Raw genomic sequence first — 13,403 nt, 5'->3', positions numbered from 1 at the left:
AACGCAAATGACGCGACATGTAAAACGGATTGGTGCGCTGACTGCCTGTGCACTTTTACTTGTTAGTTGCTCCTCAAAACCACCAAAATCACTGGTAACGCCTCTCCCGACCGCGAGCAAACCGACCCAGCAGGCTAACGAGCCGATGCGTGGGATCTGGCTGGCAACCGTCTCACGCCTGGACTGGCCCCCGGTGGCCTCAGTGAATGGCCGCGATGCGCAAGACCGTATCGCGATGCAAAAACAGGCCCTGACGAACAAGCTCGACAAGCTTAAGCACCTCGGTATCAATACCGTGTTTTTCCAGGTCAAACCGGACAGCACGGCGCTCTGGTCGTCTAAAATTCTGCCGTGGTCAGATATGCTCACCGGCAATATCGGCGAGTACCCGGGCTACGATCCGCTGCAGTTTATGCTCGATGAAGCGCACAAGCGCGGCATGAAAGTCCATGCCTGGTTCAACCCTTACCGCGTTTCAACCAATACCAAACCGTCGACCATTGCCGCGCTGAACCGCACGTCGTCATTGCAGCCTTCCAGCGTTTATGTCCAGCACCCGGAATGGATTCGTATTGCCGGCGATCGTTTTGTACTCGACCCCGGCATTCCGCAAGTGCGTGACTGGATAACGCAGGTGGTCACCGAAGTGGTTGCGCACTATCCCATTGATGGCGTGCAGTTTGACGACTATTTCTATACCGAATCACCGGGATCCGCGCTCAATGACGCGCAGACTTTCAGACAATACGGTCAGGGATTTGCCTCTAAAGCAGACTGGCGCCGCCACAATACGCAGCAGCTGATTGTGCAGGTCTCCCGGGCCATTAAGCAGACGAAACCTGGCGTGGAGTTTGGTGTCAGCCCGGCTGGCGTATGGCGTAACCGCTCATTCGACCCGGCCGGTTCAGACACGCGCGGTGCCGCAGCCTACGATGAATCCTACGCCGACACGCGTCAGTGGGTGCAGCAGGGTCTGCTGGACTATATCGCGCCACAAATATACTGGCCTTTCTCCCGGGATGCGGCGCGCTATGACGTGCTGACGAAATGGTGGGCAGAGGTGGTGAAACCGACGCATACCCGCCTGTATATTGGCATTGCGTTCTACAAGGTAGGCGAACCGTCGAAAAATGAGCCGGACTGGACGGTTCAGGGCGGCGTGCCGGAGCTGAAAAAACAGCTCGATCTCAACGATTCACTGCCCAACGTGAATGGCACGATCCTGTTCCGCGAAGATTATCTTAACCAGCCGCAGACGCAGGAAGCCGTCAGCTACCTGCGCGGACGCTGGGGTAGCTGACCGGTCAACATCAGGCAGAAACCCCCTGTTTCTGCCTGTTTTTTTACTACGGCTTCGGCCCAAACATCGCCTCAAGCTGTTTCTCATCCGGCATGCCGACCACCTGCTGAAGCTCATTATCGGCATTCAGATAATAAATGGCGGGCGTGGCGTTCGCGCCCAGGTTGTCCATTAACGTCTGGTGTTTTTGCAGTATGTCGACGGTTTCACGGGATGCAGCGCCCTGCGGTTTTGGCAATTTTTTCCCGCCTGAAAGCTCGTAATCACGCCAGGCCGAAACGGGATCTTTCGCATTCAGGATAGCGGAGGCATTACGCCCACTGTTGGGGTTGAGAAACGCCACCAGCAGCGTATTAAGCTGCACCTTGCCCGCTTTCACCCACGGCTGCGCCTCGGACCAGAATTGCTTACAGTACGGGCAGAACGGATCGGCGAAGACGAAGACTTTGCGCGGAGCGTTATCCGGCCCCTCTTTCAGGGGATGCGCCGCGTTCAGTTGCTTCCACATTTCGCGTCCCATCGGGGCGTAGATCTCTTTCTGGAAATAGCCTTCGCTCAGGTTTTTTCCTTTTTCATCGTACAGATAGCCAGAAATTACGTGCTTGCCATCAGGGGTTAAAAACAGCGTAACGCCCATATCCTGATACTGCCCCAGCCAGGCCGGCGCGCCCCCTGGCGCATCAATTTTCTTAATGATTTTGATATTCTGCTGCTCGCTGAAGAGCTTCACCACATCCGGTATCGCTTCAGCGGCCTGCGCCAGCCCTGACGTTGCCAGCACCGACAGTAACAGTAATTTTTTCATTTTCCGCTCCGGGATCATCGGGGGCGAACCGCCCCCTTCACGTTAACGATTTTTCAGTGCGTCACTGACCATTTCATCGAACTGCTCAAAAGGAACCCAGCCCGGGAGTAACCCTTCGCCAATCAGCGTGGCCGGTGTTCCCTGGATACCCATCTTTTCGGCGATGATCAGGCTGCGTTTGATCGTCACCAGGCTCTCATCATCAGGCGTTGTGACGTTCACCCCGGCCCGTTTTTGCGCCTCCTGAATGCTGGCGTCATCGTGATATCCCTTTTTGGCCATCAGGGTATGGTTAAATTTCATAAATTGCTCAGGATGCGCGCGCCAGACGGTTAAGGCATCGCGTGCTGAGGTCAGTGAACTTTCCGACCGGAAAGGCAAAAACTTAAATACCACCGCCACATCCGGGTGTTTTTCGACGATCTTTTCCAGGTAAGGATCGAATTTCTTGCAGTACGGGCAGTTGTAATCCGTAAAGACCACCAGGGTGAGCTTCGGAGCCTTAGCGCCAATGCGCGGCGAGTCCGGGTCGTTAAACAGAAAGTCATAAACCATCTTCTGTGCACGTTGCTCCTGTTCCGGCGTCATGGTCTGCGCCGCCATCACCTGCGCTGAGGTCAACAGTAGCAGAAGCGTAATAAGGATTCTTTTCATAATACATTTAGCCTTTAGCGTTGTTCAGGGTGGCAATAAGCGTGTCTTTATCCAGCAGCGGCGAAAGCATCTCCCCCTCAGGGAAGCCCGGGCCGTACACCTCATTAAACGGGATGGCGTAACGGTTTCGCTTTTCAAGGAATTCGGCGATAAACGCTGAAGGCTTGCTCCAGTCGCCACGCAGCGCCACCACGTCCGGCTGGCTAAGTGCGGCAATAACGTCAGGCTGATTCAACACCCGATGCTCATTTACCTTGCAGGTAACACACCAGTCCGCGGAGATATCCACGAAGACCCGTTTGCCCTGCGCAAGGGCACCCTGAATAGCATCTTCACTTAGCGGTTGCCACGGGATTGCCTGAGCGACGCTTGCGGTGGGGGTTACAGGCGGTGAGGTAAGCAATCCGCGCAGCTGGTATCCGCCAAAGGCTGACAGCGCGATCACCACGCACCAGAACAGCGGCGAGGTTTTCTGCCCGGTCATCGCAAGCAGTGCGATAGCGACGACGATAAGCACTAACATCACGCTCTGGCTCACCGCCTCACCCAGATGCGGGCTAAGCAACGTCACCAGCCACAGGCTGGAAGCCAGCATCATCAGGCCAAGAATAATTTTCAGGCCGTTCATCCAGCGACCGGGTTTTGGCAGCAGCATGGCGGTTTTTGGAACCAGCGCAACGAACAACCACGGCAAACTCATCCCCACGCCGAGCATCAGGAAGATAAGCCACAGCGAATGCAGTGGTGCGCCAAGGGCAAAGGCCACCGCCGTGCCGAGGAACGGCGCAGAACATGGTGTGGCCAGCAGCGTGGCAAACATCCCTTCGCAGAAACTGCCGGCAAGCCCCGTTCCCCCTGCCGTTGCCAGCCGTCCTGCGGCGGCAGAAGGCAGCAGCATCTCAAACGCCCCGAACAGATTGAGTGCGAAGAGGAAGGTCACCGCGACCATCAGGCCAATAAACCACGGATTCTGGAACTGAATACCCCAGCCCAGCGAGGCACCGGTCAGCTTAAGCGCGGTCACCATTGCGGCCAGCAGCATAAAGGAGACCAGGATCCCGGCACTGGTTGCCAGAAAACGGAGCCTGATCATCCGTCTGTCTGAGCCCGCATGGAGCACGCTGTTGAGCTTCATGCCCATCACCGGCAGCACGCAAGGCATCAGGTTCAGGATCAACCCGCCCAATAGCGCAAAGAGCACCATTTTGCCGGTTCCCTCAGACACGCCCGCCGCTGACGGTTCCGCGGGCGTTGCCCCGACGGTCATCACGGTTTGCTGCGCTTTATCGCCATTGGTGAGCACAAACGACAGTGCTTTTCCCTGCAGCGAAGTGGGTTTATCTCCCCACTCATCGGTCACGGGCACCGTTACCCGAAGCTGATTGCCGTCGGCTTTGAGGGTCGGTTCACCGGGAAGAATGTCGCCTTCCAGCGGGTCAAAATAGATCCCTGGCTTGTCCCATTGGCCTTGTGTGGTTCCCGTAATGATCAGCTTGTCGTCTGATAACCAGGCTGACAGGTCTGCGGACACGCCAGATGTCGCGGGAATGGCCTGCATCGCGCGTTCAAACGCGTGGCTGAATCCCTCATCCACCGGCTGGTTAAAATCAAGGTGCAGCTTATAGTCCGTCAGCAGACAGACATTGCTGCACGTGGAAAGGGTAAGCGTCCCGTCGAGCGCATCCCCCGCCGCACCGTCGAGGGTGATGGGGATGATGACCTTATCGTGATAGCCCTGGGTGGTCATCCCGGAGATATCAAAGCGCGAAGGCACCGGCCAGTGCCAGTCATCTGTTACGCCAGCAGGCCAGGTGATTTTCGGGGCTACGCCGCCCTCGCCGGGTGAACGCCAGTAGGTTTTCCAGCCGGGCTGCAGCTCAACGATGAGCAGCGCGAGGATGCGGTTTTGCTCCCTTTCCGCCTGAACGCGGATCCGGGCATGATCGTTTTGCGGGGAAACCAGCCAGCCTGTATCCGCCGCATGGACAATGCCGATGCAGGACAGCCACAGGAAGACGAATCCCCTGAAGAGGTTAAACATGTTTTACTCCGTGAATAGTGAAAATTATCGTGTGGTGACGATGATTTTCATTCACGGAAAACGCAGTTTTTGAGGTGTATTCGGGGAGGCGGTGCCTGAACGGGCTGTTCTCTCGGAACGCATGCCCGCCCTTGCGTAAACAACTGAAGTAGCGCGAAGAAGATGATAATCGCCGGTAGCGCACCATCAAAGAACAGAGGCTGAGCACAAAGCAGCGAGTGTGCGCCTAACTGACACGGCGATGGCCCGGACGGCTCAGCGTCGCTGGTTTGAGCCGGGGCATCAGCAATCAGGGTCGTTTGCGGATCCAGTCCCTGCAAAAAATGGTTGAGATAAACCGCACGCTGCACCAGGCAAATAGCCATCGCCAGACACGTGATTATCAAAAGCCATTTTCCCAGAAGCTGACGGTTGCGCATAACGTTCCAAATTTACCAGACGCCCCGATCATAAACGATAGTGATGAATCTACAAGTCCTGACAATGTAAGGTTTTGTCTGTCGGCGTTAGTCACCGGTCAACGCATCATAGACGTCCCGCAGTCGCGTGCGCAGGAAAAGCACCGCCTTGTGCTTACGCGATAACAGCGCCTGCTCGCTGGCCCCGGTTTCCTCTGCCAGCATTTTAATGCTGTAGCCCTGGAGCTCCGTTTTTTCAAAAACCTCGCGCTGAAGCAGCGGAAGTTCAGACAGCGCCTGGCCCAGTTCTTCCCACAGCAGCGTTTTGAGGTACTCCTCCTCCGGCGTATGCGGGACACCGAACAGGGTTTCCGCCAGTTCATCTTCGGGGAAGTCCTCATCATCATCCCCGGTAAAATATCCTGAAAAAGAGACCTCACGTTTTTTCCGCGCCCGGTCGGTCATCTCATTACGTGCCGCGCGAAACAGCCAGGCGGCGACGTTTTCAACCGGCTGCTCCACTTTCATCAGCTGATAGGTGACTTCCTGCAAAATATCGTCGGCATCATCGCGCACGGACGTTCGTCCGCGGATAAAGGCTTTCAGCCGGGCGCGGCAGGCATTAAGCGCCGACATCAGCAATGACTCTCCCGCCAGCCCGGTTTTCATCTCGCTCACTCTGCTTCCGGCGTTTTCGGCGCGCTGTCGTCGCGTTTATCTTCGCGATGACCGTGCCAGCCGCAATGCCCGCGACCATGGCGACCAAAGCCTTCGCGACGCTGCTGAATAAACGCCTCACGCTGTTCGGGGGTCATGTTCATCCAGCGTTCGTGCATACGACGGTGTGCGCCGAACATCCCCGGGCGGAAACCCAGTCCGCCGAACAGGATCCGGCTTAATACCAGAATTCCCAGCGCCTGCCAGAAACCGATGGCTTTCACGCCAAGAATAGCCGGGAGTAAAGCATTCCACAGGGTCATGACCACCAGTCCCAGTACAAGGACGATTACCGCGCCTATCACCAGCCCTTTACCCATACGGTGGCGGCCAAACCCGCGTTCGTGCCCTCTTCCGTGCATATCGAAATCTCTCATGGTGTTTACCTCATTTACAGTGATTGATTATGGCTTGTGATGAGGTAGACGGATGAGGCGGGGAAATATTGCTGGGGAAATGGGAAATTTCTTGAGGCTTGTGGAAACGCGTTTTTTGCCGGGTGAGACTACGCTTACCCGGCTTACGAAATACAATTTTGCAAGTTAGCCGGGCATCAACCAGGCCCCCCCTGAGTGACACTGGGGGGGCAGCAAAAACGGCGTAAAAGTATCTGCAAACTCGTGCACCTGATGCATGCACAACTAACATTGAAAATTAATTTGCCCAATTAATGATTTCGTCCAGCCCTAAAAGTAGTGCAGGAAAGTAACTTTCATCCAGCCCAAGACTATCGTTAACAACTACACTTTCGGCAGGGTTTTCCGGTCTGAGAGTTAATGTCAAAAGCACCCCCCGACCAACAGATGAGGGTGAAAATATCAGGTTTAACTGGTTCTCCGTGCTATCAAAAACCACGTCCTGCGCTTTAACGCCATTAACTAAATTCGCATGTAAATTTTTGAGCTTATCTTTTAAAGCTCTAAGTTCACCGACATTAAAAGAAGCCTTATATTGAGCCTTAAGCTCTGGTAGCTCATACTCTACATAAGTTTGTATCCAGTCATACGCTGGGGCTTCGGGTGTATTTTCCCGCTCAAAGGGGGTAATCCGAAGTACTTTCCTGTCGCTAATTATTTCAATCATATTCAGCTCCATCACTTGTATAGAAAGTGAGTTATTGTCCAGTCTTTTTCACGCACCAACACCTCTAGTGTGTATTTTTTATAAATATAGGTGCCCTTTTCTGCCCGATTCTCTACGAGTTTATATATTTCTGATTCGTAACGAAAAAGCCCAGGAACCTTTTGAGGGTCAGGAGTTCTTTTTCCGTAGCGAATAACTTTTTCCTGAAGTTGCAAAGGAACATAGCGCCCGGGATTAAGCATATGTTTAGCAGGGGTTTCAGTCATTTTAAGAGACTGTGCAGATAAGCCCATTTTCAGGCGTCCACGCAAGAGACTGATGGTAGCCTCGCTGAGTCTCACAGTTACGGCGGTATTGACACCACTCTCCAGTAATGCTTTACCTGCGCGGAAAAGACGAAATGCGCCAAAGGCAATTAAAGCGAGGTCAGTTGGATCAATCAGAGGGGCTTCTAATGGCGTTTCTTCCAGTCTGATGAACACACCATCAGCATCATATATCTGCCATAAACCGGGCGCCTGAGCGACGGAGTAGCCAATACACATGCCACTCTCATCATCTACGATAGGCTTAGAATTCAGTGGAGGATTGCGAGGTCGAAACTGGAAGTATTCACCGGAGGGTAAATTCGACTGGAAGGTGTAGTAGCGTCCGGGCTCGTCTGTAGCCAATCCAACAGTCATTAGCATGATTTCCTTTTGACTTAATCTTGTGGTCATCATAATTGACGTTTTCGTTTCATTCCACTTTTCATGACTCGAGCTTAAGTCGCATTTAACGCTAACGCCTCGTTGGGAGCGTTGTTCAACCTCGCCAGTACTGAAAGCAAATTTCTTCAGCACCTACGGCAACTTACTGTCGACCAGCGTTATCAGTGGAAAGGTATGAGATTTGCCGAACAGGCCGAGGTCGTCCGGGGGTTGACCAAGAAATACACCGTCGATTGTATCTCGTTGGCAGATTGATTATGCCGGATGTTCTCTAAATATGAATGGCACAATTATTCGGGATGCTTACAATGTATCGCCATCAAATGATGGGAATAATTCAAGATAATTCAGGTGGGTTTGGGGATATAGTGAAAGCCTCAAAGTTTTTGTACGCAATGAATTATGCACACTATAAGAGATAAATAAATAAATAAATAAATAAATAAATCAACAGACTGGGATTGCATTGTTAAATCCACGCAATATTCATTTTAGAAAATTCAAAGATTAACTACTCCAATCGTTACCAGAAATAATTTACGGTGAGGGTTCCCCCCCCCTCACCGCCTTTAACTTCAACTCAGCCTCGACTTTTTACAAGGCCCGCAACTCCAGCTAAAGAAGTTCTTACCCAATGCATACCATTTATCATATAGTTTTGGACTCAAAAGAGGATTATACCTCCTTAAACTACCTTGATTAATATGTTTTAATGTATTGCTGAGCAAACCGTCACCGAACCCATCATATGTCAAACATGACGGCTTACAATCACATTTTTTGGAGTCAATGCAATCACAGTGAATATCATCGTTAAGTTTTTTCAATATTGGGCGCCAATAATCCCCATGAGCATTATCAAGTTCCAGAGCAGTTTTTAAATCAAATCCTTTCTTATGATCAAAATAAAATTTTGCCGACTCATCGATTGAGCATATTTTTTTAAAAAACTCTAGCGACTCTTGTTTTTTACCTAGCAAGTTCAAATCAGATAGTACTTTTTCAATTGTCTCAAAAGGTACCAGCGACTCAATTTCATGCACATCTAAAACTTCTACTAAACCTGACTTATTTATTTTGGATTTGATAAAGTGAGCACTAGTCCCTCCGAATGGAGCTCTAGGGTGCTTCTTATCATTATCAACTATGCAAAATGCAATTTCGTTATTTTGTATGGTCCGGTCAAAAACATCCTTTGTACTCCCACCGCCACCATTTAACGCAATGAAATTAATTGAACATCCTGACAATGACTCTTTTCGAGCATAGAAACTTGCAACTATCTTAAAAAAATCAGAATCTAAAGGATTTTCACAAACTATTTTGGTTTTCTGTAGTTGGGATGAGTCACTGAAGAATAAAGGGCCACAGACAAACTTATACCGCACACCCAAATCAACCCAACTAAATGAATTATCACGGATTGAAAAATCTATAGAAACATAAAAAGATACTTGATTGATGATCGAGTGGTACTCCAGCAACCCAGATAAAGCTTCAGAAGCAAAATGTTTAGAAGATGTACTATAAACATCACCTTGAGCTTCAATTATATTCTTAAAAAAAGCCCTTTGTGCAATTAGCAAATGCTTTTCTTCAGCAAATGAACGGAGTATATTCTCAATTGAAATTATATAATCTTTATTGAGGACATCCTCTTTAGTCGCATTTTCAATTTTAATCAACATCATTATCTACCTGAAAAGAAACCTACGGGCCAGTTCTGGAGGTAACCATCTTCGTTGAAGTAGGTTTTTTTGACGATGGTCTGCTGCTTTGAGTTTTTCTCAAAGACTAAAACCGAAACATCATCTTCTGATAATCCCACCTCACCTTCGATGCACTCACCTAAAGCTTCAATCATTGTTTGACTATGTGTTTCAAAAATTATTTTTAGATCAATTTTATTCTCTTTTGCTTTAGTAACAACTTTTGCAAATATCTTCGCCAAATTATGCTGATATGATGGATGTAAGTGAAGTTCTGGTTGCTCAATGATAAACGTAATAGGTCTTCTCGGACTACTAGCTCTACGTTCCGTTTCAAGCCAAATAGCAGCAACGATAGGTAGCACTTGAGAATAACCAAACCCCATATCACTTATATTATAGTTTTCAGCATTGTCACCAGTATTAACTAGAATAGCGAAATGAGACCCCGATTGCTCGACTTTAATAATAAAGTCAAAGTTAGTCTTGGTCCACTCTTCAAATTTTGCTTTGTCTGTTGGCCTTAGTGAATTGAGGAGCATCGCTAAATTAGACCCAGTATGATCTATTTAATTTACCTGTAAATCCTGAAAGCGATAGAATCGTTCTGAAGTTGCACGCAGTGGTGCAATATATTTCACATTTCTAAATGAATCTGCCAAGGATGTGTTAATTATATCAATGATATTATTTATATTCCAAGCAATTACAAAAGGATATAGCTCATCCATAATATCATCTTTATGCTCTTTGAGATTCTTAGTGAATATCTTTTGTTCTTTGAAGAGGAATTTCAAAAGCGAATGTGCATGTTTTTTTGGCACGAATCCGATTTTTTTAAACGATTCAGTAATCTGACTAACATCTGAATTTATATGGAAAAAATGCCTTATCGATTTAGATGCTGCGTCAATAAATGATAACTCTAGAGCCCTATCACCTCGAGGATGCCTTATCGAAAAGAAAGTAGGCGACGTTACTGTCGAATCCTCTTTACCCTTGGAATGCAGGCTAGGGATGAATTGGCCAAGATTTCTAGCAACAATGCCTTCACGCTCTAAAATTCTTCCTTTAGATTCTATTTGCAACTTCACATTGCTATTGTCGTCAAGAGATATTGTTATGATACCATCATCCAAAATCAATTTTATATTCTTTGTCTTGGTTTTTTTATCCTTAGAATAAACTGTTAACTCAGTTTCAATGTTTGTATCCGTTTTGGCAGAATCATTAAATCGATAATAAGCGTATCTTTGCGAAATTTCTGGCGGGACAGAAAGCGAAAAACTAAAACTAATTTCTTTATTCTCTGAGTTTCGAGACAATACATCTGTAAAGTCACCAAAATCTACAAAACGTCCATACCAAAGGATAGGGCCTGTGGTATTTTCTTCAACAGATTGACGTAGTAGAGGGAACGTACGTAATAATGAACTCTTGCCGCTACTGTTTTTTCCGACAAATACAGTGATAGGTTTGAGATCAATAAATGTTTTATCCACAAAGCTTCTAAAATTTTGCAGACCAATGCCGTTAATCATTTTCATCCATCCCTAAGTAAAATTCACGGTGCACTTAAACTTATGAATTAATATATGGCTTTTAGTTCTATCGCGCAATGCTTTCCCCGCCCCGCCTGCCAGCTTAACGGGTTGCTTTTAATGCAGGTTCCTCAGAAACCCCGAGCCGCGCCAGCGCTGGCTAGCAAATGCTGGAATAAAAAACGAATGCAAACTCATTCACCTGATGCATCCGCAGCTAAAAAAATGATAAATCATAGATTTTGGTCATTTACTTCACTATTCTTGCATTGAAAATCCCAGCCACCCGTCAGCGGCCGCGTATTTGAATTTTTTATCGCCATAAATCACCGTTGCTCCACGCGCCAGCGCATCGAGCTCTCACCATTCCGGGGGAATCCCTTAGTGATCCAAATCGAAACGATTTTTTGAGACGCGATCCCTTTCGGGTTTCGTCATCTTGGTTGATGGCCCCCTCGTTCGTTTTTAGCGGTGTATCGCTTCTTTGCTGGCGATTTTTGCGCGGCGAACCATATTTTAACGCGCCGTTAAGCACTTTCACGACGTCCGGCTCATCCCAGGCGATAACTCCGTCATCAACGATATTCAACACCGCTGCGGCTTGCTCAGACGATGTAGGGGTCATAACCGGATCGCCATCCCCGGAGAGTTTTCCACAGTTATTGACAGGATTCCGAGGCGCGGCCATGCCGCTTTTTAAAGTCAAAGGCTCAACAACCAAAAACTGTGGAACGATACACCATTCGGCTACTCGGATAATTTGTACCAGCTCAGAGCTAAATGCTGGCCGTAGATGCCCACAACGTTTTCCCTCGTAGGAGTGCTTCCGCAGATTTCCAGCTACGCCAGACATTAAAAAGGCTCCCTCAGGAGCCTCTCATTATCAATCACGCCTGCGCCGGCAAACTAAAGCTCGAAATACTCCTTGAGAGCTGCTGCGCCTGCTCTTCCAGGGAAGCGGCGGCTGCGGCGGACTGCTGAACCAGCGCGGCGTTCTGCTGGGTCACGCCATCCATCTCAGTCACCGCCTGTCCGACCTGGCTGATACCACGGCTCTGCTCTTCAGATGCCACGGAGATCTGCTCCATCAACGTATTCACTTTATTCACGGAACTGATAATAGAATCAATGACCTCGCCTGAACGGTTCACCAGTTCAGCGCCGTTTTTGACGCTGGAAACCGACTGGGCAATCAGGCTTTCAATGTCTTTCGCGGCAACCGCGCTTTTCTGCGCAAGAGTGCGCACTTCACTGGCCACCACGGCGAAGCCGCGTCCTTGTGTGCCGGCGCGTGCTGCTTCAACCGCGGCGTTGAGCGCCAGAATGTTGGTCTGGAAAGCAATGCTGTTGATGACGCTGGTGATGTCCTCGATGCGCTTAGAGTTCGCCGCGATGGTATTCATTGTTTCGATCACTTCGCGGGTCACGGCCTCACCGGTGTGCGCATTGTTCACCGCGTCCTGCACCAGTTTTCCTGCCTGGTGAACGTTATCGGTGTTATTCGCCACGGTCGCGCTCAGCTCTTCCATACTGGCCGCCGTCTGGGTTAACGCGGAGGCTTGCTGCTCGGTGCGTGAAGCCAGATCGATATTCCCGGAAGCAATTTCCTGTGCGGCGTGGGTGACGGTATGGCTCGCATCACGCACCTGGGCGATAGTCGACAGAAGCGCCTGGCGCATCTGCTCCATTGAGCCCATCAGGTGATCGATTTCATTGCCGGAGGTGCCTTTTACCGGCACTGGAATGTCCAGTTTACCGGCGGCGATCTGGCTGCAGTGCTCGCGTGCCAGGTTGACCGGCGCGAAAACAAAGCGCTTCATCAGCAGGCTGACGGCAACAATCACGATAACAAACAGGAAAGCAATCGCCGCAATGATCGCCAGACCGGAGATGAAATTACTGCTCGCATCCTCGTTCAGGGTTTTGGCATATTTCTGGTGAACGGCAAGGACCTGGTCGAGAACGATTTCATACTGACGGTCGAGGCGGGACACCTCCGGGATAAGCGCATTAAACTTTGCGACATCGCGCGCAGCGGCGGCGTCAATCAGCGGTGCCAGCCCCTGGTTACGGTAGTTTTGCCAGGCATCCTGATACGCGCTCACCAGCGGCGCTTCATCCGACAGGCGCGGAGACGCCATAAACGCCGCAAAGGCGTGATCCGCTTTTGTGAGGGCCTCTTTAACTGCGGAAAGTTTCGCTGACTCATCAGCCGAGTTCCCCGCTTCCACCATCTTCACGTACTCCATCACCCTGACGCGCAAGGTACGGCTGTGGTTGATGGGGTCAATGATCGACAGCACAACCTGGATTTCTTTGTTCACATTATCCAGGGAATTATTACTTTTAATGATGAGGCCAACGCTGGTAATGGTGCTGACGACAAAGAAGAAAAGCAGAGCAAAAAGGACAATCAGGGATGATTTTTTTAACGACATGGACCGA

13 protein-coding genes and 2 pseudogenes are annotated in these 13,403 nt (G+C 49.7%); 2 read left to right on the top strand and 13 right to left on the bottom strand.

Translation table 11 applies throughout. The features are described from left to right. The first annotated feature begins 7 nt into the window (after positions 1 to 7). Complete coding sequence (locus tag AB6731_RS04725; protein WP_025204161.1) at positions 8 to 1,300, top strand: glycoside hydrolase family 10 protein; 1,293 nt, start codon at positions 8 to 10, stop codon at positions 1,298 to 1,300. Positions 1,301 to 1,346: 46 nt separating this feature from the next. Here the strand turns inward: AB6731_RS04725 and dsbG are convergent, their stop codons facing one another. The 8 genes from dsbG to AB6731_RS04685 form a co-directional block, all read right to left on the bottom strand. Further along, positions 1,347 to 2,105 (bottom strand): thiol:disulfide interchange protein DsbG, encoded by a 759-nt coding sequence (gene dsbG, locus AB6731_RS04720; protein ID WP_307370682.1) that lies wholly within the window; start codon positions 2,103 to 2,105, stop codon positions 1,347 to 1,349. A gap of 42 nt (positions 2,106 to 2,147) precedes the next feature. Beyond that, on the bottom strand, positions 2,148 to 2,759 hold the full coding sequence (locus tag AB6731_RS04715; RefSeq protein WP_284962789.1) for a DsbA family protein: 612 nt from the start codon (positions 2,757 to 2,759) through the stop codon (positions 2,148 to 2,150). Positions 2,760 to 2,766: 7 nt separating this feature from the next. After that, positions 2,767 to 4,800 (bottom strand): protein-disulfide reductase DsbD family protein, encoded by a 2,034-nt coding sequence (locus AB6731_RS04710; RefSeq protein ID WP_371005950.1) that lies wholly within the window; start codon positions 4,798 to 4,800, stop codon positions 2,767 to 2,769. A 47-nt stretch (positions 4,801 to 4,847) separates the two neighbouring features. Further along, entirely contained in the window at positions 4,848 to 5,219 is a 372-nt protein-coding gene (locus tag AB6731_RS04705; protein WP_040017533.1) for a hypothetical protein, read from the bottom strand. An 87-nt stretch (positions 5,220 to 5,306) separates the two neighbouring features. Further along, positions 5,307 to 5,867, bottom strand: a complete 561-nt coding sequence (locus AB6731_RS04700; RefSeq protein WP_371006132.1) for an RNA polymerase sigma factor — start codon at positions 5,865 to 5,867, stop codon at positions 5,307 to 5,309. 5 nt (positions 5,868 to 5,872) lie between these two features. Continuing rightward, positions 5,873 to 6,292, bottom strand: coding sequence for a hypothetical protein (locus AB6731_RS04695; RefSeq protein WP_371005949.1), 420 nt, complete (start codon positions 6,290 to 6,292; stop codon positions 5,873 to 5,875). Between the two features lie 277 nt (positions 6,293 to 6,569). Further along, the gene (locus AB6731_RS04690) at positions 6,570 to 6,998 is read right to left on the bottom strand and encodes a hypothetical protein (RefSeq protein WP_040017536.1); all 429 of its coding nucleotides are present in this window, start codon (positions 6,996 to 6,998) and stop codon (positions 6,570 to 6,572) included. A gap of 11 nt (positions 6,999 to 7,009) precedes the next feature. Then, positions 7,010 to 7,681, bottom strand: coding sequence for a hypothetical protein (locus tag AB6731_RS04685; protein ID WP_371005948.1), 672 nt, complete (start codon positions 7,679 to 7,681; stop codon positions 7,010 to 7,012). 347 nt (positions 7,682 to 8,028) lie between these two features. Here AB6731_RS04685 and AB6731_RS04680 point away from each other — a divergent pair. Beyond that, positions 8,029 to 8,120, top strand: a pseudogene (locus AB6731_RS04680) (capsid portal protein); the annotation flags it as partial. A 163-nt stretch (positions 8,121 to 8,283) separates the two neighbouring features. On the opposite strand, the gene AB6731_RS04675 reads toward AB6731_RS04680, so the two are convergent. From AB6731_RS04675 to AB6731_RS04655, 5 genes and pseudogenes are all read right to left on the bottom strand, one after another. Beyond that, positions 8,284 to 9,399, bottom strand: a complete 1,116-nt coding sequence (locus tag AB6731_RS04675) for a hypothetical protein (RefSeq protein ID WP_371005947.1) — start codon at positions 9,397 to 9,399, stop codon at positions 8,284 to 8,286. Next, a complete protein-coding gene (locus AB6731_RS04670; RefSeq protein ID WP_371005946.1) occupies positions 9,399 to 9,959 on the bottom strand; it encodes a DUF3696 domain-containing protein in 561 nt (186 codons plus the stop codon). Before AB6731_RS04670 ends, AB6731_RS04675 begins: the two co-directional genes overlap by 1 nt. 27 nt (positions 9,960 to 9,986) lie before the next feature. Continuing rightward, on the bottom strand, positions 9,987 to 10,958 hold the full coding sequence (locus tag AB6731_RS04665; protein WP_371005945.1) for an AAA family ATPase: 972 nt from the start codon (positions 10,956 to 10,958) through the stop codon (positions 9,987 to 9,989). A 258-nt stretch (positions 10,959 to 11,216) separates the two neighbouring features. Further along, positions 11,217 to 11,768: pseudogene (locus tag AB6731_RS04660) on the bottom strand (replication endonuclease); the annotation flags it as partial. Between the two features lie 77 nt (positions 11,769 to 11,845). Beyond that, positions 11,846 to 13,396 carry a methyl-accepting chemotaxis protein gene (locus AB6731_RS04655; RefSeq protein ID WP_371005944.1) on the bottom strand — a complete coding sequence of 517 codons (1,551 nt, stop codon included), beginning with the start codon at positions 13,394 to 13,396 and terminating at the stop codon, positions 11,846 to 11,848. Positions 13,397 to 13,403: the final 7 nt, after the last annotated feature.

Source organism: Enterobacter sp. RCC_40, assembly GCF_041360735.1.
GTDB classification, from domain to species: Bacteria; Pseudomonadota; Gammaproteobacteria; order Enterobacterales; family Enterobacteriaceae; genus Enterobacter; species Enterobacter ludwigii.
This window is presented reverse-complemented; position numbering and strand designations above follow the sequence as displayed.

Bases quoted from the DNA above. Each gene is read 5' to 3' on its own strand.
- AB6731_RS04695 (WP_371005949.1), bottom strand. From the start codon at position 6,292: ATGAGAGATTTCGATATGCACGGAAGAGGGCACGAACGCGGGTTTGGC.
- AB6731_RS04665 (WP_371005945.1), bottom strand. From the start codon at position 10,958: ATGATTAACGGCATTGGTCTGCAAAATTTTAGAAGCTTTGTGGATAAA.
- AB6731_RS04690 (WP_040017536.1), bottom strand. From the start codon at position 6,998: ATGATTGAAATAATTAGCGACAGGAAAGTACTTCGGATTACCCCCTTT.
- AB6731_RS04705 (WP_040017533.1), bottom strand. From the start codon at position 5,219: ATGCGCAACCGTCAGCTTCTGGGAAAATGGCTTTTGATAATCACGTGT.
- AB6731_RS04710 (WP_371005950.1), bottom strand. From the start codon at position 4,800: ATGTTTAACCTCTTCAGGGGATTCGTCTTCCTGTGGCTGTCCTGCATC.
- dsbG (WP_307370682.1), bottom strand. From the start codon at position 2,105: ATGAAAAAATTACTGTTACTGTCGGTGCTGGCAACGTCAGGGCTGGCG.
- AB6731_RS04700 (WP_371006132.1), bottom strand. From the start codon at position 5,867: ATGAAAACCGGGCTGGCGGGAGAGTCATTGCTGATGTCGGCGCTTAAT.
- AB6731_RS04685 (WP_371005948.1), bottom strand. From the start codon at position 7,681: ATGACTGTTGGATTGGCTACAGACGAGCCCGGACGCTACTACACCTTC.
- AB6731_RS04670 (WP_371005946.1), bottom strand. From the start codon at position 9,959: ATGCTCCTCAATTCACTAAGGCCAACAGACAAAGCAAAATTTGAAGAG.
- AB6731_RS04715 (WP_284962789.1), bottom strand. From the start codon at position 2,759: ATGAAAAGAATCCTTATTACGCTTCTGCTACTGTTGACCTCAGCGCAG.
- AB6731_RS04675 (WP_371005947.1), bottom strand. From the start codon at position 9,399: ATGATGTTGATTAAAATTGAAAATGCGACTAAAGAGGATGTCCTCAAT.
- AB6731_RS04655 (WP_371005944.1), bottom strand. From the start codon at position 13,396: ATGTCGTTAAAAAAATCATCCCTGATTGTCCTTTTTGCTCTGCTTTTC.
- AB6731_RS04725 (WP_025204161.1), top strand. From the start codon at position 8: ATGACGCGACATGTAAAACGGATTGGTGCGCTGACTGCCTGTGCACTT.